23 protein-coding genes and 1 tRNA gene are annotated in these 21,698 nt (G+C 52.3%); 8 read left to right on the forward strand and 16 right to left on the reverse strand.

Going from position 1 to position 21,698, the window contains the following annotated elements:
• Together AB1S50_RS15640 and AB1S50_RS15645 are read left to right on the forward strand one after the other, a co-directional pair.
• Positions 1 to 201: hypothetical protein (locus AB1S50_RS15640; RefSeq protein WP_367151892.1), on the forward strand; the 201-nt coding region annotated here is incomplete at its 5' end.
• A 144-nt stretch (positions 202 to 345) separates the two neighbouring features.
• Positions 346 to 576, forward strand: a complete 231-nt coding sequence (locus AB1S50_RS15645; RefSeq protein ID WP_367151893.1) for a helix-turn-helix domain-containing protein — start codon at positions 346 to 348, stop codon at positions 574 to 576.
• Positions 577 to 699: 123 nt separating this feature from the next.
• Here AB1S50_RS15645 and AB1S50_RS15650 read toward each other — a convergent pair whose 3' ends face one another.
• The 10 genes from AB1S50_RS15650 to AB1S50_RS15695 all read right to left on the reverse strand — a co-directional run bounded on the left by AB1S50_RS15650 (position 700) and on the right by AB1S50_RS15695 (position 11,451).
• Positions 700 to 2,703: a polysaccharide biosynthesis protein gene (locus tag AB1S50_RS15650; protein ID WP_367151895.1), complete on the reverse strand. Its 2,004-nt coding sequence runs from the start codon at positions 2,701 to 2,703 to the stop codon at positions 700 to 702.
• Positions 2,704 to 3,081: 378 nt separating this feature from the next.
• Positions 3,082 to 4,107, reverse strand: coding sequence for an MraY family glycosyltransferase (locus AB1S50_RS15655; protein WP_367151896.1), 1,026 nt, complete (start codon positions 4,105 to 4,107; stop codon positions 3,082 to 3,084).
• A gap of 114 nt (positions 4,108 to 4,221) precedes the next feature.
• A complete protein-coding gene (locus AB1S50_RS15660) occupies positions 4,222 to 5,178 on the reverse strand; it encodes an NAD-dependent epimerase/dehydratase family protein (protein WP_367151897.1) in 957 nt (318 codons plus the stop codon).
• Between the two features lie 827 nt (positions 5,179 to 6,005).
• Positions 6,006 to 7,247, reverse strand: coding sequence for a beta-ketoacyl-ACP synthase II (gene fabF / locus AB1S50_RS15665; RefSeq protein WP_367151899.1), 1,242 nt, complete (start codon positions 7,245 to 7,247; stop codon positions 6,006 to 6,008).
• A 188-nt stretch (positions 7,248 to 7,435) separates the two neighbouring features.
• Complete coding sequence (acpP, locus tag AB1S50_RS15670) at positions 7,436 to 7,672, reverse strand: acyl carrier protein (RefSeq protein WP_367151900.1); 237 nt, start codon at positions 7,670 to 7,672, stop codon at positions 7,436 to 7,438.
• Between the two features lie 225 nt (positions 7,673 to 7,897).
• Positions 7,898 to 8,653 carry a 3-oxoacyl-ACP reductase FabG gene (fabG, locus tag AB1S50_RS15675; protein ID WP_367151901.1) on the reverse strand — a complete coding sequence of 252 codons (756 nt, stop codon included), beginning with the start codon at positions 8,651 to 8,653 and terminating at the stop codon, positions 7,898 to 7,900.
• 30 nt (positions 8,654 to 8,683) lie between these two features.
• On the reverse strand, positions 8,684 to 9,628 hold the full coding sequence (gene fabD / locus AB1S50_RS15680; protein ID WP_367151902.1) for an ACP S-malonyltransferase: 945 nt from the start codon (positions 9,626 to 9,628) through the stop codon (positions 8,684 to 8,686).
• Between the two features lie 45 nt (positions 9,629 to 9,673).
• Positions 9,674 to 10,690: a phosphate acyltransferase PlsX gene (gene plsX / locus AB1S50_RS15685; protein WP_367151903.1), complete on the reverse strand. Its 1,017-nt coding sequence runs from the start codon at positions 10,688 to 10,690 to the stop codon at positions 9,674 to 9,676.
• 4 nt (positions 10,691 to 10,694) lie between these two features.
• Positions 10,695 to 10,886 carry a 50S ribosomal protein L32 gene (gene rpmF / locus AB1S50_RS15690; protein WP_367151904.1) on the reverse strand — a complete coding sequence of 64 codons (192 nt, stop codon included), beginning with the start codon at positions 10,884 to 10,886 and terminating at the stop codon, positions 10,695 to 10,697.
• A 76-nt stretch (positions 10,887 to 10,962) separates the two neighbouring features.
• The gene (locus AB1S50_RS15695; RefSeq protein ID WP_367151905.1) at positions 10,963 to 11,451 is read right to left on the reverse strand and encodes a YceD family protein; all 489 of its coding nucleotides are present in this window, start codon (positions 11,449 to 11,451) and stop codon (positions 10,963 to 10,965) included.
• Between the two features lie 163 nt (positions 11,452 to 11,614).
• Here AB1S50_RS15695 and AB1S50_RS15700 point away from each other — a divergent pair, with 163 nt between their 5' ends.
• The gene (locus AB1S50_RS15700) at positions 11,615 to 12,259 is read left to right on the forward strand and encodes a Maf family protein (protein WP_367151906.1); all 645 of its coding nucleotides are present in this window, start codon (positions 11,615 to 11,617) and stop codon (positions 12,257 to 12,259) included.
• Here the strand turns inward: AB1S50_RS15700 and AB1S50_RS15705 are convergent.
• Both AB1S50_RS15705 and rluC read right to left on the reverse strand, forming a co-directional pair.
• Positions 12,210 to 12,854 (reverse strand): HAD-IA family hydrolase, encoded by a 645-nt coding sequence (locus AB1S50_RS15705; RefSeq protein ID WP_367151907.1) that lies wholly within the window; start codon positions 12,852 to 12,854, stop codon positions 12,210 to 12,212. The two genes, AB1S50_RS15700 and AB1S50_RS15705, sit on opposite strands and share 50 nt — an antisense overlap.
• A 129-nt stretch (positions 12,855 to 12,983) precedes the next feature.
• Complete coding sequence (gene rluC, locus AB1S50_RS15710; RefSeq protein WP_367151909.1) at positions 12,984 to 13,985, reverse strand: 23S rRNA pseudouridine(955/2504/2580) synthase RluC; 1,002 nt, start codon at positions 13,983 to 13,985, stop codon at positions 12,984 to 12,986.
• A 768-nt stretch (positions 13,986 to 14,753) separates the two neighbouring features.
• On the opposite strand from rluC, the gene rne reads away from it, so the two are divergent.
• Together rne and AB1S50_RS15720 are read left to right on the forward strand one after the other, a co-directional pair.
• Positions 14,754 to 17,669, forward strand: a complete 2,916-nt coding sequence (rne, locus tag AB1S50_RS15715; RefSeq protein WP_367151910.1) for a ribonuclease E — start codon at positions 14,754 to 14,756, stop codon at positions 17,667 to 17,669.
• Between the two features lie 123 nt (positions 17,670 to 17,792).
• Positions 17,793 to 17,880: transfer RNA gene (locus AB1S50_RS15720), tRNA-Ser, on the forward strand.
• 412 nt (positions 17,881 to 18,292) lie between these two features.
• Here AB1S50_RS15720 and AB1S50_RS15725 read toward each other — a convergent pair.
• Positions 18,293 to 18,442: a hypothetical protein gene (locus tag AB1S50_RS15725; RefSeq protein ID WP_367151912.1), complete on the reverse strand. Its 150-nt coding sequence runs from the start codon at positions 18,440 to 18,442 to the stop codon at positions 18,293 to 18,295.
• Between AB1S50_RS15725 and AB1S50_RS15730 the strand changes: the two genes are divergently transcribed.
• Together AB1S50_RS15730 and AB1S50_RS15735 are read left to right on the forward strand one after the other, a co-directional pair.
• Positions 18,443 to 19,486 carry a DUF1308 domain-containing protein gene (locus AB1S50_RS15730; RefSeq protein WP_367151913.1) on the forward strand — a complete coding sequence of 348 codons (1,044 nt, stop codon included), beginning with the start codon at positions 18,443 to 18,445 and terminating at the stop codon, positions 19,484 to 19,486. It abuts the gene before it with no gap.
• An 80-nt stretch (positions 19,487 to 19,566) separates the two neighbouring features.
• Positions 19,567 to 19,914, forward strand: a complete 348-nt coding sequence (locus AB1S50_RS15735) for a DUF6210 family protein (protein ID WP_367151920.1) — start codon at positions 19,567 to 19,569, stop codon at positions 19,912 to 19,914.
• Positions 19,915 to 20,044: 130 nt separating this feature from the next.
• On the opposite strand, the gene AB1S50_RS15740 is transcribed toward AB1S50_RS15735, so the two are convergent.
• The gene (locus AB1S50_RS15740; RefSeq protein ID WP_367151922.1) at positions 20,045 to 20,224 is read right to left on the reverse strand and encodes a SymE family type I addiction module toxin; all 180 of its coding nucleotides are present in this window, start codon (positions 20,222 to 20,224) and stop codon (positions 20,045 to 20,047) included.
• Between the two features lie 127 nt (positions 20,225 to 20,351).
• Here AB1S50_RS15740 and AB1S50_RS15745 point away from each other — a divergent pair, with 127 nt between their 5' ends.
• Positions 20,352 to 20,645, forward strand: a complete 294-nt coding sequence (locus tag AB1S50_RS15745) for a SymE family type I addiction module toxin (protein WP_367151914.1) — start codon at positions 20,352 to 20,354, stop codon at positions 20,643 to 20,645.
• 119 nt (positions 20,646 to 20,764) lie between these two features.
• Here the strand turns inward: AB1S50_RS15745 and AB1S50_RS15750 are convergent, their stop codons facing one another.
• Together AB1S50_RS15750 and AB1S50_RS15755 are read right to left on the reverse strand one after the other, a co-directional pair.
• A complete protein-coding gene (locus AB1S50_RS15750; protein WP_367151915.1) occupies positions 20,765 to 21,175 on the reverse strand; it encodes a DUF6896 domain-containing protein in 411 nt (136 codons plus the stop codon).
• Positions 21,172 to 21,696 carry a ParB/RepB/Spo0J family partition protein gene (locus AB1S50_RS15755; protein ID WP_367151917.1) on the reverse strand — a complete coding sequence of 175 codons (525 nt, stop codon included), beginning with the start codon at positions 21,694 to 21,696 and terminating at the stop codon, positions 21,172 to 21,174. Before AB1S50_RS15755 ends, AB1S50_RS15750 begins: the two co-directional genes overlap by 4 nt.
• Between the last annotated feature and the right edge of the window lie 2 nt (positions 21,697 to 21,698).

Consider the following 21,698-nt stretch of genomic DNA (forward strand, 5'->3'; position numbering starts at 1 on the left):
AGCTCCGGGGAATGCCGGCGACGCTTCACGGGTTTCTTAGCAGGGATAATTTCACTCATATTAGGTGTCCACTTGTTGATAGGTGGACACCTAAATTACAGCGCAGAATTTGGCTTGGTAGATGAGTTTGCCGGACGCTTACCAATTACTTGGTCTATTGAATCCCATGGGACAAAGGGAGATCCCCAAAATTTTTCTTAGGGCCTGTCTACACTAATCAACCTGTCAGCGATGAATTAAAACTTGATAAAAACCAGAATGCTATGCCCAACTTGCCAAAGCGGCTAAAGATTCTGGAACCCTTTTAGTCGTATAAAGAGCCGTTCTACCTAGCAGTCTGTTGATGTGGCTGCGGCCCAGCGCGTGTCTCGCAAGATAGTTCACAAGTGGAAGAAGCGCTTTATCGAATCGGGCCCGGAGGGTTTGCTTGACCAGGCAAGGCCAGGACGACCGTCGGGAATTGACGCCGAGATTGTGAACCATCTTCTCACATTGACGACGAGCCGCATTCCTCATGAGTCCACTCACTGGAGTGTTTCGTTGATGGCGAAGTACGCCGGATCGTGTCTTATCTAAAAGCATCAGAGTTCAGGGTGTGTAAACAGGCTACTCAGCCTCAACCTGATCATCAATAAGCTTGACCTGTTGCCTGCATACGCAGGTTTAAATGTCTTCCTGGCACAAGTTTGAAAAGAAATTTTATACCAACTCAGGTTTTGTGGACTGTTTTTGGTGAATCCAGTCAACTATTTCAGAATCTGGAGTATAACCACTCACTGTTTCCCGTAACAGCTGGTGTACACATTCGTAGTCATCCTGCTTTACTGCATTAAGCAACTGGGCCATAATTTTCTTAAATACCCCCCAAGATAAATGATCTTCAGTAGCACGCATGATCATTGAATGATCGGTCGGGCTGACATCGTCATTGATCAATAATTCTTCATAGAGTTTTTCGCCAGGACGCAAACCAGTAAACTCGATCGCAATATCACCGTGCGGGTCCTGTTCGGATTGTACTGTGCAACCACTAAGGTGAATCATCTTCTCTGCCAACTCGGCAATCTTTACAGGCCTTCCCATATCGAGGACAAATACGTCGCCCCCTAGTCCCATGGCTCCGGCTTGAATGACCAACTGAGCGGCCTCAGGAATAGTCATGAAGTATCGAGTGATATTGGGATGCGTTACCGTTACCGGGCCACCACGCTTAATCTGATCCCGAAAACGTGGAATTACCGAACCCGATGAACCTAGCACATTGCCAAATCGGACCATAGTAAAGCGAGTTTTGTTTACCTGATTTACTACTTCTCCATCATTGAATAGCGTAGGAGCAGACTCTTTACTCAAAGCCTGCAGCACCATTTCCGCAAGACGTTTCGTGCTACCCATTACATTGGTCGGACGCACCGCCTTGTCAGTTGAAATCAATACAAAATGTTCGACTCCTGCCTTTACCGCAGCCTGCGCAGTATATAGGGAACCGAACACATTATTCATCACACCTTCTGCGATGTTATGCTCAACCATCGGTACGTGTTTGTATGCCGCAGCATGATATACAGTGCTTACTTTCCATGAGCGCATTAAATCCAGTAAGCGGTCTGGATTGCGAATGGAGCCTAAGATTGGCATCAGTCGCACCCGCAGTGACTCGCGACGAATCCGCTGCTCTAGCTCGGTGTGGATGCTATAAAGATTAAATTCACACTGCTCAAATAACAGCAGTGTGCTTGGACCCGTCATCACAATTTGCCGACAAAGTTCCGAGCCAATTGAGCCCCCGGCGCCAGTTACCATCACCACATGTCCACGAATACAGCGTTCAAACAGTTCTTTTTGTGGCGGTATGGGGTCGCGACCAAGCAAGTCTGCAACATCAACTTCCTGGATATCCTCGACCTTGACACGACCACTCGCCAAGTCCATAAATCCCGGTACGCTGCGTACATGTAAAGGAAAGCGCTCAAGCAACTCAAGTATCTCTCGGCGGCGCGCACGGGAAGCAGATGGAATCGCCAAGAGGATTTCCTGCGCACCGGTCTGTGCAATCATCGTTTTAATGTGCTTGGGTTTAAAAACTTTTAAGCCTGCAATTTTACGATTGGCAATACCAAGGTCATCATCTATGAAGGCCACGGGCCGCATGACCTCCCCCATTCGTAAAGCCGCTACCAATTGATTACCTGCTGAGCCGGCACCATAGATCGCTACCTTAGGCAAATGACAACCGTGCTTGATAAATGGAACCTGTGTTGCTGCCTCATACCAACTGCCAGTAAAGTACTGACGTATCGCTAAACGAAGGCCACCAATCATTATCAGACTCAACCACCAATAGATGAAGACTAGGGAGCGCGGAACTATAACTGGAGATTCTCGATACCAATAGACCACCAATGCCAGCACCAAAGCTGAGAGTGTTACTGCTTTAAATATAGTGATCAGCGCATCTTTGCCAAAATAGCGCATCACCGCTCTGTACATGCCAAATTTTATAAAAATCGGTACCGCAATCAATGGCGCAGTGATAAACAACCATACATATCCGGCAAGAGGGTTAACAGGTTTTTCTAACCCTAATCGAATTGCAAACGCTAGCCAAAGAGCCATCCATATCAACAGTACATCGGTCGCGACTTGTAAGATACGCTTATTTCGACGCGACAAACCCAACAGTGAGCTGCGCAACTTGTGCATGGTTCACTCTCCCACCCCAATTCCAAAAGTCATCTTTCAATCCACAACATTTCAGGTGCCATTGACTATCTCTTACTGGCAATACCCTATACACAACGCATAAATCTTATATGGCCCAACACTAAGACACAAAAATTACTCGAGTACACACCATAAGTTTTAGCCACCTCAGTATTACTAAGGTAGCTTTCGCTGATTTGAGCTGTGGACAGTGTGATCGCCGTATTTTTCACCATAACGCTGTATCTCTACTCACAATTGCGCACTCACCGACGTAAGCATACTAATCTCTGTATTGGTATTTCACAAATGCTATAAAGTCCGTTCAACTCTGATCAACAGTTATCTACAAACGGTGCCGCTCTAACAAGACCCACTTTATTCCGCTTTCCCTGCCTTAAACTTTACCGCCAGCATCACCAACGGAAAGTAGGCAATCAGCAGCCCAGTTAAACCATCGATTTTTCCCAAGGCTACCCAAAGCGCAATCGGCAATAACCAAAATAAATTGATCCCCACTACTCCCAAAGTTACCGGCAAGTGCCTGCCAAAATGACGCGAAGCGTACTGATAAGCATGACTTCGATGTGCCTCATACACTTTCTTTCCACGGAGAAATCGGCGAATCAAAGTCCAAGAAGCATCTATTATGAAAACTCCAAGCAGAATTAACCAGCACCATAAGAACTGCGGCGCCACCCAAGCGGCTTGTAGAGATAGTATGCCCAAAGTTATACCCAGAAATCCGCTGCCGGCATCACCCATAAAGATCCGCGCCGGCGGAAAGTTCCAAAACAAAAAGCCCGCCACTGCAGCCGTCAATAGCATCGGCATAATCCAAGCCATAGCTTGTTGAGAGCCTGGGAAGTCCAACGTTGTGTACAATAGCATTCCACCCATGCACACACATATTGCTTCCACACTCGCGATGCCATCTATCCCATCCATGAAATTATAGAGGTTTAACAACCATACGAGATAGACCACAGCCAATGTATAACCAACCCACCCCAGATCGAAGTACATGCCGAATAGATTAAACGGCGGCAGCCCTCCCAACCAAAACAATGCCCAAATAGCTGCACCAAAATGTCCCAACAGCCTCCAGCTCACAGGAATATGACTGTGATCATCCAAAAAACCAATTATGGCTACCGCAGAACCTGAGCCTAGTAGAGCCAACATCAAGCTCCAAGACAGCATATGATTCAATGCCAAAAACGGTAAAACTGACAAGAAAGTAAGTACGATAGCCACCCCACCACCGCGTGGCATTGGGGTCGAATGTGAACTGCGAGAATTTGGTATATCCATTAAACGCCCAGTTAAGGCATAACGACGTAAAGCGCCGGTTATAAAAAACGAAGTACCGATCATAATCGGCAGTAATAACCAAAGGCTCATTTGTCAGACTACCCAAAGATGACAGTGTTGATAGATCATAACTTTTTTCTTGCTGCTGACACAGTAGTTCGCTATTTCCTTAATTTCACTAAATCTAAACTCTGTCTAGTATAATCAAGTCTCAAATTTCCGGCATGCATAGAGTCGGCCAACCTCTTCTAGCATTTCAGTTGTAGTTCGTATCGGCTTCCAGTCGAGTAAATTTTGAGCTTTAGAAGAATCTATCTGTAGAGAACGGCAAAGCTGTACATATAGGGACTCCTTTTTAAGCAATTTCGCTCCAAACTTTAATAATACGTCGGGAACAGAGATTATCAGTGACTTTTTGTCCATCCCGCGCGCAAGCGCTTGTACTATTTCCACAGTAGAAATGTCTTCACCATCCGACACAAGAAAGAGTTGACCAGCCGCCGCTGGGTGTTCTATACACTGAACTATTAGACTCACTAAATTGTCAACTGAAACGATGCTACGGCGATTATTAATGCGGCCTAAAGGCAAAGGTAATTCTGTGGCTATAAGGCTGAGTAATCGTGCAAAATTTCCCGGGGCATCAACACCATAAACGAGTGGCGGGCGAATTATAACTAATTCTGTATCCGTATCGGTAAAGAACTTTTTCAGCCCCATCTCTGCTTCAAACTTGGAAATCGCATAATCCGCAAAAGGCTTTTCCTCTTCGTTTTCGTCAAAAGGACGGAAAGAAGTTTCCGGCCCATTCACACCCACAGAGCTAATGAAAATAAAACGGCGCACGCCTGACCTTACAGCCTGTCGAGCTAAACGCAAACTAGCCATGCAGTTTGCCTTGCGAAGAGCTTTTAGAGGATACTGATCATTTTCGCTTACAACATGAGCACGGCCAGCCAAGTGTACGATACAATCTACTCCGTGGCACGCCACGTTCAAATCACCTGCTTTTTCAAGATCCAGCTCCACGTAATCAATGCCTTGCTCGCGTTCACGTGCTAGGCGCACAAGCCCTTGTACATCAAAGTAGTTAGCTGCTAGATAACGACACAATGCCCTACCTATGAACCCATTGGCACCGGTAACTAATATCTTGCGCATATAGCCCTCTCAACTAATTTTGTCATTGGTCCGAGCCCAATAGCAGCGAGTAGTCATAACAGGAGAAGCAAAGTTTAGATTCCAGCAACCTTGACATACAGTAGGAAGGCCACAGCATGGCAAATCAACTCTAAATAGGAGTTCGATAACAACAAGTCTATTCTTTTACACTTTAAATCAATGTGAAATCCTCATTAGTGGCCCAGCGCAATTGCTGTAGGAGTTTGCAACGCCTTGGAAGTTTGCAACATTAAACTCATCAAATCTCTCCACTATAATTGAGTCACTACGAATAGAAATACCAAAAACTGCATGTACAATGACTCTCCAAACAAGTCGTATAAGATGTCGAGCCAACTACGTTCCTCAGTGTGTACTGCTTCTCCATCGTTATATAGACAAAAATCTATCTACCAGTGTGCGATTCCTTCAAAGATTGCTTCAACTGTTAATAGTATTTCTCATCATCGAGCAGAATGATAAATAGACAATTTAATCAAAAATGGACCGAAATTTAATTTGTCCGCCGCAGTGGCGCTCAACTATCCATCAGAAACATCCGTGAATCGACATATCTGGTAAACACACTACTTCACCGTGGCTGACCCTACAAAGACTTAAGTGGTTATTTTTCATTCAAATCAAGCTTATTTTTGCCCACAAATAGATAGGCGACGGATCCATCAGCATCGCGAAGCGTTTCCCACTTTCCAATCCATCCAGCTTCGGGAAATGTTGCCAAAATTGGCTTAAGTAACGGGAAACCAAGTAGCTCCGTTTATTTTGTTAGTCACCACTGTCGCAAATATGCGAACCAGCCTAACTAATCAGGCCCTCTGGAAAATCAAAGATCCATTGGTACCGCCAAAACCAAAGGAGTTTGACAGTACCGCATCCACTTTCATTTCCTGAGGCTGGTGTGGCACCAGGTTGATACCTTCGCAGAACTCATCCGGGTGATCGAGATTGATTGTCGGGGGAGCCACCTGGTCTCGGATCGCCAATGTTGCAAAAATCGCCTCGACGGCACCCGCTGCTCCGAGCAGGTGTCCGGTCATGGACTTAGTGGAACTAACCGCCAGTTGCTCCGCACGGTTGGCAAATACGGATTGCACCGCACTAACCTCTGCCCTATCCCCCAGCGGAGTGGAAGTGCCATGGGCGTTGATATAACTGATGTCCGCCGGGTCCAGGCGCGCGTCCTGCAGGGCATTGCGCATGGATAAAGCGGCACCCTCTCCGTTTTCCGGTGGCGAAGTCATATGGTGGGCATCGCCACTCATGCCCAGTCCACTCAATTCCGCATAAATCTTGGCGCCGCGGGCCCGGGCGGTTTCATACTCCTCCAGCACCAGAATACCGGCGCCCTCGCCGAGAACAAAACCATCGCGGTCCCTGTCCCAGGGACGGCTGGCGGCTTGCGGCTGATCGTTTCGGGTCGACAGGGCGCGAGCGGCACAAAAGCCCCCCAGACCAGCCGGCGTGGTGGCCATTTCCGCTCCGCCGCAAACCATCACATCGGCATCTCCGTACTGAATTGCACGGAGTCCCAACCCCACCGCGTGGGTACCGGTTGTACAGGCGGTGGTGGTGGAGAGGTTCGGCCCTTTCATGCCGTATCTGATCGACAGGTTTCCCGCCACCATGTTGATAATGGCACCGGGGACAAAAAATGGAGATACCCTCCTCGGTCCCTTATCCCTGATCAGCAGCGCATTTTGCTCGATGGCTGCGATACCTCCCATACCGGAACCGATACATGCGCCCACGCGATGGGCATTGTTGTCGGTCACCTCCAGGCCACTGTCCTCCATAGCCTGAACTGCGGCAACCAATCCGTAGCGCAGAAACATGTCCATCTTGCGCGCTTCTTTTTCCGCCAGCCAGGGCGCGGGCGAAAAATCCTTTACTGTGGCGGCAAAGCGGGTGGAAAAAGCCGAGACATCGAAGGACTCAATCGGCGCGGCACCGCTAGTTCCCGCAAGAATCGCCGCCCATGTTTCGTCCAGGGTGTTGCCCAGCGGAGTGACCATGCCCATTCCGGTAACAACTACTCTTCTACGCGACACGCTTGTACCCTCACAAATGTGTTTGATACCTGGAAATATCCGCGCCGCCCCCAGGGACTTTTGATCCACAGCGGCCACATTTCCATTCGACTAAAAAGTGAGAGCCGCGCTATGTGACATAGAACGGCTCTCAGATCGATGGCTTAGGGCAGCTAAAACTGCCCCAGCGCTAACTTGCCCAGCGGGGGTTACGCCAAGTTGTCCTTGATGTAATCAATGGCCAACTGAACAGTAGTAATCTTCTCAGCTTCTTCGTCGGGAATTTCAGTTTCAAATTCCTCCTCCAGAGCCATCACCAACTCAACTGTGTCGAGGGAGTCAGCGCCCAGATCTTCGACAAAAGAGGCTTCCGGCTTCACGTCTTCTTCTTTAACGCCCAGTTGCTCAGCGACGATCTTCTTAACGCGCTCTTCAATGCTGCTCATGATTCAATTTAACTCCTAGTGGATAAAAATCTGTTGTAGCCGTCATTGTTGTTTTACCGCTCACAATGAGCATACATAACGACCGGGTCACACAGCTTCTGGTTAATTCGAGGCGGCATTGTACCCCGAATTATCCGGGATGTAATGCACCCCTACTCTCAGGTGAAAATTAGACCAAAAAACCTTTAACTATCAGCAAGTTATAAAGGTTTTTTAATGTATTGGTCAGGCCATATACATGCCGCCGTTGACGTGAATGGTTTCACCAGTCACGTAGCCCCCGGCGTCACTGGCTAAAAAAGCGACAATCGATGCAATTTCCTCCGGCTGACCCAGGCGGCCGAGAGGAATCTTACCCAGCAATGCCTCACGCTGCGCGTCCGGCAACACCTTTGTCATATCCGTATCGATAAAGCCCGGGGCAATCGTATTAACGGTAATCCCCCGGGAGCCAACCTCGGCCGCCAGCGAGCGTGCGAAACCGGCTACTCCCGCCTTGCTCGCAGCATAGTTGGACTGGCCGGCATTGCCCATACTGCCCACTACGGAACTGATGTTGATAATGCGGCCCCAGCGCGACTTGGCCATATCCCGCAGACACGCCTTGCTGATGCGATAGACTGCCGACAGGTTGGTGGCGATAACCTCGTTCCAGTCCTCATCCTTCATCCGCATCAGCAGATTATCCTTGGTGATACCGGCATTGTTGACAACGATGGTCGGGGCACCAAACTTTTCCTTCATGGTATTCAGCAATGCGGACAGACTATCGGCACTGGTTACATCCAATACCATGCCGCTACCCTCTATGCCCTGCTCCCGGAACCGCGCGGTTATTTTTTCAGCGCCGGCCTCGCTGGTGGCAGTACCGATCACGGTAGCGCCCTGAGCCCCAAGCATATCCGCAATGGCGGCGCCAATTCCACGACTGGCACCTGTAACCAGTGCTACCTTGCCTTTCAGTGAGGTTTTCAGTGTCATTGTTACTCCCTTAATACCCCGCAATGGGATTTACTCGGCCGCAGTCGCCAAGGCTGCCTTCAGCTGCTCCGGCGCCTCTACCGTCAAACTTGTCAGGTTGCGATCAATACGCTTTGTGAGTCCCGCCAGGACCTTGCCGGGACCGCACTCCAGCAATATCTCAGCCCCTGCCGCAGCCATACTCCGGACACAGGAGGTCCAGCGCACCGGGCTGTAAATTTGCTCCACCATCAACCGCTTGATGGATATCGGGTCCACTTCTGTACTGGCGTTTACGTTGTGAACTACGGGAACGTCCGGCACTCGAAATTCTGTCTGTTCGATTTGTGCAGCCAGAGCTTGTGCGGCCGGGCGCATCAATTCGGTGTGGAAAGGTGCACTGACCGGCAGCAGTTTGGCCCGTTTGGCTCCCGCCGCTTTGCAGGCTTCCACCGCCCGATCCACTGCCGCGACACTACCCGCTATAACAAGCTGCCCCGGGGAGTTGTAATTGACCGCAGCCAGGATCTGACCCTGCGCCGACTCGGCGCAGGCGTCCTCTACGACTTTGTCTTCCAGGCCGATAATCGCCGCCATGGCCCCCTGTCCCGCCGGCACCGCTTCCTGCATCAAGCGGCCCCGCTCCCTGACGAGACGCACTGCGTCCCGAAAGGAAACCACACCTGCACAGACCAGTGCAGACCACTCCCCCAAACTGTGTCCTGCCATTTGTGCGGGCTCCGCTCCACCCTGGGCGCGCCAAACGCGATAGAGTGCGACACTTGCGGTAAGCAGCAGAGGCTGAGTGCGTTCGGTGAGATTTATGTCGGCCGGCTGGCCATTTTGACAGAGGTCCCAGAGATTGTATTCGAGTACTTCAGAGGCCTCGCTAAAGGTGGCCTCGACTTCGGAAAATTCGGTGGCGGCGTCAGCCAGCATTCCGATCTTCTGTGAACCCTGGCCGGGAAAGACAAATGCGAGCCTGGCATTAGTCATGGAACATCCTTAAACCTGTGTGGCGATTCGGTAGAGAGTCCGCAGTCAGTCCCGCGCTCTCACCATTGCGGAAACCAGTCGGTCGGCCAAATTCGCTTCCGCACATTCTTTGGCGGTAATCATGGCCCGGTAGAATGCCTCACTACTGGCACCACCGTGGCTTTTGACCACATTGCCTTTTACCCCCAAAAAGCTGGCGCCATTATAGCGAGAGGGTTCTACGTTTGTGCGCCATTTTCGCAACAGATTTATGGCTAATTGGCCAAAAAAGCGCTTAACCGGACCGGTTGCCTCCAGGGTAAAGGGTTTATGACCAATTAGTCGAATAACCCCCTCCGCCGCCTTGATGGCCACATTGCCCATCAGGCCATCGCAAACCACCACGTCCACATCGCCGGTAAATATATCGTGCCCCTCCACGAACCCTGCGTAGTTTATCTGGGGGTCCGCCTCCAGCAACTCGCCCGCGCGGCGAATTTCACCGGGACCCTTGCCGGCTTCGGCCCCAATATTCAGCAGCGCCACCCGCAGCTGTTGCTGCCCCGTGTGCGCCCGCTGGGCCTCTATGCCCATACGGGCAAAGTTCTGCAGATCCTCAGCGCTGCAATCGATGTTGGCGCCCAGATCCAGTAAAAAGCAGGAACCATTCTGGCTGGGGACTGACTTGCCCAGCGCCGGACGACGGATGCCATCCAGTGTCCCCAGGATATTCCTACTCAGGGCGAGCAGGGCTCCGGTATTGCCCGAGGTGACCATGGCATCCGCCTCGCCACTGCCGACCGCGCGCAGCGCTTCCGCCATAGAGGACTCCCGCCCACGTCTCAGGGCCTGTACAGGGCTGCAATGCTGGGTGACAACCTGTTCGCAGTGCACCAGCCGCAGACGCCTAGTCAACTCGGGGGCATAGGCGCCCATGAGGGGTCGTAACTTTGTTGGGGGGCCGTAGAGCTGTAGCTCCGCAGGGGGAAATCGCTGAAGAAATCTGGCGCAGGCCGGAACGACAGAGCGGGGACCCAAGTCCCCGCCCATCGCGTCCACCGCCAATCGCAATTGGCTGGGCAAAAACTTACTCTTCTTCAGAGTCGCCGGTTTCAATCACTTTGCGACCCCGGTAAAAGCCGTCCTGGGTCACATGGTGACGACGGTGCTTCTCACCCGTGGTGGGGTCCACGGACAGGGTCGCACCTGCACCCAGAGCATCGTGGGACCGACGCATTCCGCGACGGGAACGAGTTTTCTTGTTTTGCTGAACAGCCATGGCTTGCTCCTAATATAACTAAATTACACTGGAATCGGGGCGCCTACCGGCGAGCCCAAACCCGTCGGCCAAACCATTAAGACTTGCCTGACGAACCCTTCAACCGTTCCAGCACTTGAAAGGGGTTTTTGCGCTGTTCTCCTTCCGCCGGGTCATCCGCGTCACTGGAGAGGAAGCGATCGGGGGCGACACACTGGTCCTCATGATACGCAACCATCGGCAGACTGAGTAAAAGCTCATCTTCCAATACGTCATACAGATTCAGCTCATCGCCATCCTGTATGACCGGGTCCAAATCCCTGGGCAGTGCCTGCCCCTGCTCTTCAGACCACACTATGCCCCAGTGCAACTGCGTCTCAACCTCTTTCAATATTGGCTGCAGACAGCGTTGACACAGTATTTTTACCCGACAGTCAGCGCTACCACTGACCATCAGGTGACCGAGGGGACCACGCTCAAAGCTGAGCCTGGCGTTGATATCCCCATCGATAGACTCGACCACCTGCCCCAGGCGTTCCAACTCAGCAGCGGCTACAACACCTTCGAGCTGCTGCTCGCATTGCACCAGCTTCCGTGCATTGACACTTCTTGGGAGCCTGTTTACAGAGGGGTCGGTCGACATAAGCGCGCAATTCTATGGACTCTCCAAACCCTTGTCAAAACAAATCAATCACCGCAATATCGCGCCCCCGGTAGTGAATTTGACCTCAATCAAAGCGAGGTAATCCATGTCCCGCAAACTCATCCTAGCCAGCAGCTCTCCCTATCGGCGGTCGCTTCTCCAGCGGCTCGGCCTGTCCTTTATTTCGACATCCCCCGACATCGATGAGACGCCACTTGCCGGGGAAACCCCGGCGCAAAGCGCCGCCCGGTTGGCACGGGAAAAAGCACTCGCACTGGCGGCCCTGCATCCCCATAGCCTCATCATCGGCTCGGATCAGGTGGCCTGCTGTGAAGGACTGGTCTTGGGCAAGCCCGGCGGCCGGGAGAAAGCCCTGCGCCAGCTTCAATTTTGCAGTGGCAAAAAGGTCAGATTCCACACCGGTCTCAGCCTGCTGGATACCAGCTCGGTAAATCAGGTCACTGAAGTGGAAACTTTTGACGTCTACTTTCGCTCACTCAGCGAAGAACAAATCCGATCCTATGTTGAAAGGGAAAAACCATACAATTGTGCGGGATCATTTAAAGTCGAAGGGTTAGGCATCGTACTATTCGAAAAAATGGAAGGCTTTGATATAAATTCCTTAGTTGGTCTCCCATTAATTCGATTAGTTAAACTATTGCAGCAATTCGGAATCGATCCGCTGACCGAGGAATCAGCCCCTAGGAAACCAGTGGAGGCCACTCAAGAAGCTCGGAAAAATGATCGATGACGGCACTGGGCTTGCATTCCTTCAGCCTGTCCGGGTGGTGTGCACCGTAACTGACGCCGACTGCCGCCATCTCCATGGAGGCCGCCATCTCCAGATCGTAGACTGTATCCCCCACCATCACTGCCTCCCCGACCGGGCAACCGGTCTCCTGCAGAAGCTCTTTCAGCATTCGGGGGTCGGGCTTGGAGGCCGTTTCGTCCGCACAGCGGCTGGCAGTGAAGATGCCGCCAATTCCGTGCTCCTCGAACTCCCGGTTCAGTCCGCGCCGGCTCTTGCCGGTAGCGACCGCCAGCCGATGTCCAGCGCCAAGGAGCCCATCCAGTGTGGCACGCACGCCGTCAAATAACGGCAACGGCTCCCCCCTGGCCGCCAACCACTCCTGGGAATACAGATCCCGCAATTGGCGGCGCTGCGCGGCGGTTGCCACAGGAAAGAGGACGCTTGTCGCTTCAGGCAGGCCAAGCCCGATGATATTCTCCACTGCTTCGGCACTTGGCACCGAGAGTTCTGCCCGGTCAGCCGCCCTCTGCATACAGGACACAATGCGCGACTGGGAATTGCACACAGTCCCGTCCCAATCCAGGATCACCAGCATGTCCGCCCCCCACATTACTAAATTGACGTGCCGACAATTGCCGAGCCTTCACTATTAAACCGACAATTCAACAGGTCATCCCTGACCAATCGGATTGCCACCCTTTGAATTGATGACGACTCCAGTGACTCAACCGGCGCGTAGCCTATCCAGCACCCTTTCGAGCTCTGCAGGCAAAGGCGCTTCAACGCGAATCCTGCCCCCATCGGGCAGATCACAGTCCAGGGATGCGGAATGTAGAAACAGGCGCTTTAGCCCCAGCGTGCGAAACTTCTCGTTCTCGCCCTCCTGGGCATACTTTGCGTCCCCCGCCAGCGGACATCCCACCGACTGTGCGTGAACGCGAATCTGGTGTGTACGGCCGGTCACCGGCTCAGCCCGCACCAGCGTAGCGAGCGGGTACCGCTCCAGAACCCGAAAGCGGGTTTCCGACGGTTTGCCCTCCGGGCTCACAACAACCATCCGCTCACCGCTCTTGAGCGTGTTCTTCTTGAGTGGCATCTCAATTACTCGATGCCCGCGAGGCCATTTGCTGCAGGCCAGCGCCAAATAGGCCTTGCCCACCCTGCCCGCTCTCAGCTCCGCCTGGAGGTGCTGCAGTACCGATCTCTTACGCGCCACCATTATGGCGCCACTGGTATCCCGGTCCAGCCGGTGCACCAGTTCCATAAACGGCTGCTCGGGATACATCTGCCGCAAAACCTCAATCAATCCCAGCCTTACACCACTGCCACCGTGGACAGCGAGACCGGCGGGCTTGTCGATAATCAGCAGCCCCTGTTCGTCATAAATCACGGATTTTTCGATCAGCCGCCGCAATTGCCTTCCGGCCCGAGGGGCTGGCTGACGCTCATCGGTGCGAACCGGGGGTAAACGAACCAAGTCCCCCGTACGCAATTTGTACTCCGCCCTGACCCGGCCCCGGTTTACCCGCACCTCCCCTTTGCGCAAAATGCGGTAAATGCGTGAACGAGGCACCCCTTTCAGTCGAGCCTGTAGAAAATTGTCGATCCTTTGACCCGCCAGCTCAGCGGGGACCGTTAAGTACTGCACCCCAGCGGAGGAGGAGGAGTCTGGAGGGGGCGAAGTCTCAGTCCGGGAAGCCGGGTGAGAAGGCAGATGATTACGCATAGGCGCGGATCATAGCCGCCCCAGGGCCACAATTGAAGCTTCATCGGCTCCGTGCTATATTGCCGCCTCCCAAATTGGGCTGGTTTTCGGCGATGCGGATTCCCCTGAGGTGAACCTCGGACATCGTTCAAAAGAAAATACCGCCAATAAACGGGTCGCGGCAGGCTGCCGCATTGTCAACAAAACTTCGCCTGCGAGGTTGCGCCCCACCCAAAGGCTTCGGGCACCTCGCCGGCACTGACACCCGCGTCACCGCGGGAAATATCGCGAGGGTAAGACGGGCTGGAGCCCGCAGCGCTTGAACGAAAGGCTCAAACACTGACGTGTAACTCTGCAGTAGATACAACCAGCGACCGAACTGGTAACGCGGATACCCTCCCACTGGAGGATCCAGCGGTACAACTTACAGACCCAACATGGTACGGCCATAAGTCGTCCAGGGCAGAGTTACCCGAAAGAAGATGACACCGCCACTCGCCGCAAGCAGGACGGGGGCGGTCAGCGAGCGGGCAGTAATTGTTGCCGCGAGCTGTGCGGTACCAGACGACAAATGGTACTGTTGATACGAATACCGCGCCGACTGCGCGTATTCCGAGTTGTAGCACTGTGATGATCGGGGAGAGAGTTGTCGGGCCAGTCATTTTGGCCGCGCTCCGCCCGCCTATCTATCCGTGCTTGGCCTAAGTTTCCTGGATACAGGACGGCCATTCGACAAGCCTGCAAGCTTCAGTGTCTGACCCGCGCGCAATGCGAGGATAAAAGACACATATGAAGAGAATGCTGATCAATGCAACTCAGCCGGAAGAGTTGCGGGTAGCCCTGGTCGACGGCCAGTGGCTATACGACTTGGATATTGAAAACCGGACCCGCCAACAAAAAAAGGCCAACATCTACAAGGGCAGGATCACCCGCGTGGAACCCTCCCTGGAAGCGGCTTTTGTTGATTATGGCGAGGAGCGCCACGGATTCCTTCCTCTAAAAGAAATCTCCCGCGAGTACTTCACCAAGCAGCCCAAAGACATCGAAGGCCGCATCAAGATCAAGGATGTGGTCAAGGAAGGCATGGACGTCATCGTTCAGGTGGACAAGGAAGAGCGCGGCAATAAAGGTGCAGCACTCACCACATTTATCAGCCTCGCGGGGCGATACCTGGTTCTGATGCCGAACAATCCCCGCGCCGGCGGCATTTCGCGCCGAATCGAAGGGGATGAGCGCTCAGACCTGCGCGAAGCGCTCTCCAATGTGGAAGTTCCCACCGGCATGGGCATCATCGTCCGTACAGCTGGGGTTGGCCGCAGTGGAGAGGAACTGCAGTGGGATCTCAACTATTTGCTGCAACTGTGGGACGCCGTCAAAAAAGAGGCCGATACCTCTAAGGCGCCGCACTTCCTCTTCCAGGAGAGCAACGTAATCATCCGCGCCATTCGAGACTATATGCGGGATGAAATTGGTGAAGTCATTGTCGACGATGCCGGTGCCTACGAGTTGGCCGCCGAGTTCGCACGGCAGGTCATGCCCCACTACGCCGGCAAGGTGAAAAACTACCAGGACGCCATTCCCCTGTTCAGCCGCTACCAGATCGAAAGCCAGATAGAAACCGCTTTCGAGCGCGAGGTAAAGCTCCCCTCCGGCGGTTCCATAGTGATCGATGTGACCGAGGCATTGGTGTCCATCGATATCAACTCATCACGCGCCACCAAAGGTGGAGATATCGAGGAAACGGCCCGCTCGATCAATCTGGAAGCTGCAGATGAGATTGCCCGTCAATTGCGACTCAGGGATATGGGCGGCCTAATAGTAATCGACTTTATCGATATGCAGAGCAAGTCGAACCAGCGCGAAGTGGAAAAGCGCATGGAGAAAGCCCTGGGCATGGACCGCGCTCGCGTGCAGGTCGGGCGTATTTCACGCTTTGGTCTGCTGGAAATGTCCCGCCAGCGCCTGCGCCCTTCGCTCGGTGAAACCACCTTCCGAGTCTGCCCCCGCTGCAGCGGCCAGGGGACCATCCGCGGCACCAAGTCCCTCGCCTTGTCGATCCTGCGCCTGGTGGAAGAAGAGGCGAAAAAAGAGCGCAGCGCGGAGATTCGCGCCATTACTCCGGTCAATGTCGCGACCTACCTCCTAAATGAAAAGCGTAGTGCCATCAGCCAAATCGAATCCCGCAACAGCACCCGTGTCGTAGTGGTGCCCAATACCGACCTCGAAACGCCGCACTTCGAGGTTCAGCGCCTGCGTGATGACGATGCCACCACCCTCGAGACCTCTTACAAAATTTCCGGCTCAGCAGAGGAAACTACCAGAAGCGAAGAACCGGTCCGCCCGGTGGCCCAGCCCGCGGTGCAACAGCTCTCTCATACTGCCCCCGCACCAACGCCCACCGAGCGCCCCAAAACCAGGGCCAAAGCCACCCGACGCGGTGGCGAGAAGCCCGGCCTGATCGCCCGATTGCTCCAGGCCATTGCCGCGCTGTTCGGGGATGAAGCCGACAGCAAACAAAAGCACAAGAAAACCAAAGGTCGGGGCAAGAATTACCAGAGCCAGCGCAATCGCGGCAAGCGGGGCACCCGCGGCGGTCGCACAGAGCGAAATAAAGAGCAACACTCCAATCGCAGCGAGCGGACCGCCAAAGGGGAATCACAGGAAACCAAGCGCGAGGACAATATCGAGGCTGGCAGTGAGCGATCTCGGGGCGAAGGCCAACGCCGTCGCCGACGTCGCGGTGGCGAGGGCAAGCGTCGTCAGGAAAAGGTCCAAACCGCTGCAACCGAAACCCCCGCGGCCAAAACACCTGCACCGGCGGCGAGTGAGCAGGATGCAGCGCCCGCGGACCAGGAGCGTCCGGCGCGCCGCCCCAGCAATGTACGGGGCCGGCCACAACCCAGGCGTCGCGGCCGCCGCGGTGACAACCCGGCTGCGGCAACCGTCGCCAGGGATCAGGAAGAGCTGAACCGGGAAGTCAACGAAGCAATCGACGAAGCGGAGGGTGAAGCGACCAAATCTGCGCAAAAGCCCCTAGCAACCGATACTGAAGTGGCGCCCAAAACTAAGGCCCCTGCCAACACAGAGGCACCACAAGAGACAACCAACCTTGTGGACACACCTGTCGAGGCGCAAACCGAACCCGTCCCGGAAACGGTTAGCCCAACGTTGCCCGAGACCGGGATCCTGCAGGCCAGCTCGCCGAAAACAGAAGAGGACAGCGCCCCTGTGGAGCTGGAATTGGCCGAGAGCACAGTCGTCAGCAACGAAATCGTCGAAGCAGTGATTGAACTGCCAGCGGCGCAGGAATTGCGAGAGACTGAGCTGGGTGAAACGACACAGGTAGAGGCCAGTGTTTCGGCTACCCCAGCCGAACCTGCTGAATCTGCACCCCAGCCAAATGCAATCGCTGCGCGGACAGACGTTGAGGAAGCGATCGCGCTGGCTCCGAAAGCGACAGGCGAGCCCCAGGCCCGTGGCCGCGCTGGCAATGATCCCCGGATCAACCCACAGCCGTTACAGCAGTTGGCGATTGTAACTTCTCATCCAAACATCGGCTTGGCGCATCCGCTCGACACCGCACATCCGGCCGCAATCGAGCATAGCCCGCGAGACCTGCAACGCCCGGCTAACGACCCTCGGGGTCAACGCCACAGCGCCTACACAGCAGCTGTAGATGCCGATGGTTCTGCGGAGGCTAGCTGATACTGGCACTTTGTCTACGGTTCGAGAGTTGCACAAAATACGGCTAACTCCTTGAAACCGCTAAAAAAAACGTGGGTGGGCTTGTACCGGCAGTCACTGCCGGTATAATGCGCCCCACAAACCGGTGGGGTGGCTGAGTGGTCGAAAGCGGCGGTCTTGAAAACCGTTGACTGTAACAGGTCCCAGGGTTCGAATCCCTGCCCCACCGCCATAAAAAAAGCTGTAAAATCAACGATTTATACAGTATAAAAAGCGCAATCGATTTTCCCCGATTGCGCTTTTTTTGTACTAATTTCCGCAAGGTCTCAACCAAGTCTCAACGCGAAATTAGAACTCCCCAAACTGGCAGCTAAAGCGGCGCTATTGATCCAATCGGAAAGTCTCATCTCTGCCCCGTTCGCTGGCGGTTATTTCAACTAAAATTTGACCTCCCCCTACCCCGCCTTTCAATTTTGATTCAAAACTGGGCACTGATTGGAAAAGCCCGTGGTTACTGGCGTTCGGCTATTTTTGGCTGTGAAAAATCTTTTCAAATCTCTTCATTTTTCTTCAATTTGTGAAATCCTGAACATCACTACAGCCCACGGCTGGCGGGGGTTTGCGGTGTTTTCCAATTTCGCTGGCTAAGGAAAAGCGCAAAACGCGCATTCGATCCTTTCGGCAAGCCGCAGCTGGGCAATATCCTCGATAAAACCCCTGCCGTCCTCGACAGCGCCTTTACCACCCGGGGCTTTACCGACCACGAGCACCTGGACGATGTAGAGCTGATCCATATGAACGGACGGGCCTATGACTACCATCTGGGCCGGTTCCTGTCGGTGGACCCGATTATCCAGGCGCCAGGCAACTCCCAGTCCTTGAATCCCTATAGCTATATCATGAATAATCCGTTAGCGGGGACCGACCCAAGTGGGTATTCGGCGCAGATAGAGAAAGTAACTGGCAGCCATATCAAGAAGGACGTATCTCAGGCGAAAAATGTCAATGGAGCAATCACCGTTGGTAGTTCAAAGCTTGTAACTTCGCTTGGGGTGAGCAGTAATGGCGCTTCAAATCCAGGTTCAGGCGCAGCTTCCCAGCAAGCTGCACCTCAAGATACAAATAACCAGGGTTCTCGCCAGCAGATTCAGAGTGGTGGAGATGCAGTTGATGATGGCCACGGTAATGAAGCCAATCAAGCAAATGCTGGAGTTGCGATTGCTGCTGGTGCTGCGGGGACAGCAGCAAGAGGGGTTTTAGGTAAGCTATTAAGTGGCGCTATGGCCGGCTTAGGTGCTGCTGCGGGTGTAATTGCCGGTATGGCAATTACACCCGAGATGGGTGATGGAGTACCCCTAAGTGACCGCCTGCAGGCGGGGAAGACTTTGACGGATGCTGGTGCACTTGAGGCGGTTCGCAGTGCAAAGGGGGCAGTAAATTTAGACACGGGAACTTTAAGAGCGCTTACAGGAGCGCTTGCTTCTGGTAACGCTGAGGCTGCTGCGGCTATTTATGCTGCAATTAGGGGCAGAAAGATGCTTGTAACCCACATGGCCTATGCTGAATTTGCAGCATCGGTTGCTAGAAATGGAAGAGAGTCAGTAATTCTATCTGCTGCAGCTATTTTGTCACAAACATCAATCATTCCAAATAGTCCATCAGCGCGAGTGATGTCAATGCGGACAACTGGGAGTGTTAGTGGTACGGACAAACTTATATTTGGAACAGGGGATAGGTTAGGAATTACAACTTTTACGTCGGATGCGAGGTTCTTGCGAGGGGCAGCTGCTCAAGGTGTAACGCTTAACGCTTTTTTGCATTCTCCTTCATCATTTTAGGATTTCTCATTCAATGTAATCATGGTTCAATTATGAAGAGAGTTTGCTTGTGGGACATGCTTGGCTGCGCCCTAATAGTTATGGAAAAAACTGGGGTTATTTATTTCAACCAAGTCGGTGGGACGGCGTGCCTATCCGAAGAGGCAGAGGGGTATTTGTGTCCAGTTAACCACGAAGAAAATTTTCGACTTGACACATGGCTCTCACAAATATTTTTGAGAGTCAACAGGCCTGACTTGCGTATGGCAGATCAAATAGATGGGGAGTTAAAAAAGTATGTTCAAACTTCATTTATTAGTGTAGACCGACACAGATTAAACGATTCATGTGAATCATGGTTACACGTAGTGATAGACTTAAAAAATAATGAGCTGATAGAAGGTGCTTCGCATTCAAACGCTATTTTGACATGGCCCAATAGTGATTAATCACGTGAAAATAATTGAAAATTTAGGTCGAGAAAATTTTGACAAGACATTCAGCTCCCCGTTCTTATTTGACGCCATAAATCCAAAATCTCCCGACAGACCCCTCTGTCGGGCTTTGTTTTTAGCAGGGCTATTCAACAGTCAGCACCAGACACCCCGCCATTACCCTGACCTTGACCGGCGTATTGATCTCAAAACCGGCTTGGCGCAACCAGTGGCCTTTCATCTGAATCCACGGCACTGAGCGGCGGTTACCGGAGTAGGGGGACTGCGCCTTGAGGTGGTATTCATAGGCGTGGGGAGGAGTGATCGCTGGAACTTATTAGGATCGTAAGAGTGCTTACTTTTTAAACAGCCTTCATGATATCTACTTGAATTCCCTCAGCTTTTTCATTTGTGAGAGCACAAGCATTCAATGCTGTCAGCCTTGCTGAGTAATGAAGAAAATTGAAATCCGTGTTCGCCATGATGAAAGTACATTTAGACGACTCTTGCAGATGGTCCATCAAGGTTCTCACGGGCCACAGCGATCAGCCACTAAGGTACTTGATAACAAGAGCGGCTATGAATACCGCCTCAAGGCACAGTCCCCCTACTCCGGCAACCGCTCAGTGCCGTGGATTCAGATGAAAGGCCACTGGCTGCGCCAAGCCGGTTTTGAGATCAATACACCGGTCAAGGTCAGGGTGATGGCGGGGTGTCTGGTGCTGACTGTTGAACAAACCCGCTAAAAACCAATCCCGACAGAGGGGTCTGTCGGGAGACTTTGAATTTGTGGTGCCAAGTAAGAATGGGAAGCAGAGTATCGTGTCAATATTTTACTTCGGACCATTTATTACAAATTATCCGATTATGCATAGAAATACAAGTTACTGTAGGGATGATCTAATTGTGCAATCGCACTGGCTTCTATAGCGTTTTCAAACTCTTTCTTTAGTTTTTTTTCATCCTGGAAATAAGGGTATTTCTTTGCTCTATTCGATACGTACAAGTGCAAGCGCCACAAATCAAATCCATCACTTCGATTATCAGGGCCAAAATCAAAATCAACTTCATACTCTGGAAAAATCAATACACACCCAATACCATGAAATTCATATTTAACATCGTCCGAAAGCTTGCCTTTCTGAGGAATATCTTTATTGCGCCAAGCAACTAACGGAGGAGTATCCCCAATTTTCGACTTAAATAAATTGATGCCTTTTTGTACTTCCCCAAGGTAATCATCAATAACCGTCTTTAAATTTTCATCGATCATCATCTAGGAGGCCTCAATCTGTCAGGTCCGACTGAATCAGCAGATTTCAAAACATCATCAATACTATTAAAGCTACTTGGGTGATTGGCTATATCATCGACAACATTTACGTTTACTTTTGTACCAGTCCTTCGTGCTGCCGCTGCTCGATGATGGCTATCAATAATAAAGCGCTGACCGTTGTACTCAACAACGTCAATACCGTTGCCAACAAAGCCATCATTACGCATACTTTCAGAAATTTGATCTACTTTTTCCGATGATCTTTTCCCGGAAATACTGTGTGTCCTCTGAAGGGTATTCGGGTCTACCCTCTTTACAATAACTCCTCTCCTTAAAGTCACTGCACCGATAATACCTATCGCATGATTTCCAAACATGCGAGCATCACCTTCAGCAGCCGCATCTAAAGCTGCAGTACCTTCTGCAGTAACACCTTCATATAGGTTTTCTGGTAACGTCCCAAGGCCCCACTGAAGCATTAAATTAAAATAGATTTCTTGTGAATGCGTGACGGTATACAAGG

This window comes from Microbulbifer discodermiae, assembly GCF_040742695.1.
GTDB lineage: Bacteria > Pseudomonadota > Gammaproteobacteria > Pseudomonadales > Cellvibrionaceae > Microbulbifer.

Coding starts and splice junctions, on each gene's coding strand:
- AB1S50_RS15650 (WP_367151895.1), bottom strand. CDS start 2,703: ATGCACAAGTTGCGCAGCTCACTGTTGGGTTTGTCGCGTCGAAATAAG.
- AB1S50_RS15655 (WP_367151896.1), bottom strand. CDS start 4,107: ATGAGCCTTTGGTTATTACTGCCGATTATGATCGGTACTTCGTTTTTT.
- AB1S50_RS15660 (WP_367151897.1), bottom strand. CDS start 5,178: ATGCGCAAGATATTAGTTACCGGTGCCAATGGGTTCATAGGTAGGGCA.
- acpP (WP_367151900.1), bottom strand. CDS start 7,672: ATGAGCAGCATTGAAGAGCGCGTTAAGAAGATCGTCGCTGAGCAACTG.
- fabG (WP_367151901.1), bottom strand. CDS start 8,653: ATGACACTGAAAACCTCACTGAAAGGCAAGGTAGCACTGGTTACAGGT.
- fabD (WP_367151902.1), bottom strand. CDS start 9,628: ATGACTAATGCCAGGCTCGCATTTGTCTTTCCCGGCCAGGGTTCACAG.
- rpmF (WP_367151904.1), bottom strand. CDS start 10,886: ATGGCTGTTCAGCAAAACAAGAAAACTCGTTCCCGTCGCGGAATGCGT.
- AB1S50_RS15700 (WP_367151906.1), top strand. CDS start 11,615: ATGTCCCGCAAACTCATCCTAGCCAGCAGCTCTCCCTATCGGCGGTCG.
- AB1S50_RS15705 (WP_367151907.1), bottom strand. CDS start 12,854: ATGCTGGTGATCCTGGATTGGGACGGGACTGTGTGCAATTCCCAGTCG.
- rluC (WP_367151909.1), bottom strand. CDS start 13,985: ATGCGTAATCATCTGCCTTCTCACCCGGCTTCCCGGACTGAGACTTCG.
- rne (WP_367151910.1), top strand. CDS start 14,754: ATGAAGAGAATGCTGATCAATGCAACTCAGCCGGAAGAGTTGCGGGTA.
- AB1S50_RS15725 (WP_367151912.1), bottom strand. CDS start 18,442: ATGGATCAGCTCTACATCGTCCAGGTGCTCGTGGTCGGTAAAGCCCCG.
- AB1S50_RS15730 (WP_367151913.1), top strand. CDS start 18,443: ATGAACGGACGGGCCTATGACTACCATCTGGGCCGGTTCCTGTCGGTG.
- AB1S50_RS15735 (WP_367151920.1), top strand. CDS start 19,567: ATGGAAAAAACTGGGGTTATTTATTTCAACCAAGTCGGTGGGACGGCG.
- AB1S50_RS15745 (WP_367151914.1), top strand. CDS start 20,352: ATGAAGAAAATTGAAATCCGTGTTCGCCATGATGAAAGTACATTTAGA.
- AB1S50_RS15750 (WP_367151915.1), bottom strand. CDS start 21,175: ATGATGATCGATGAAAATTTAAAGACGGTTATTGATGATTACCTTGGG.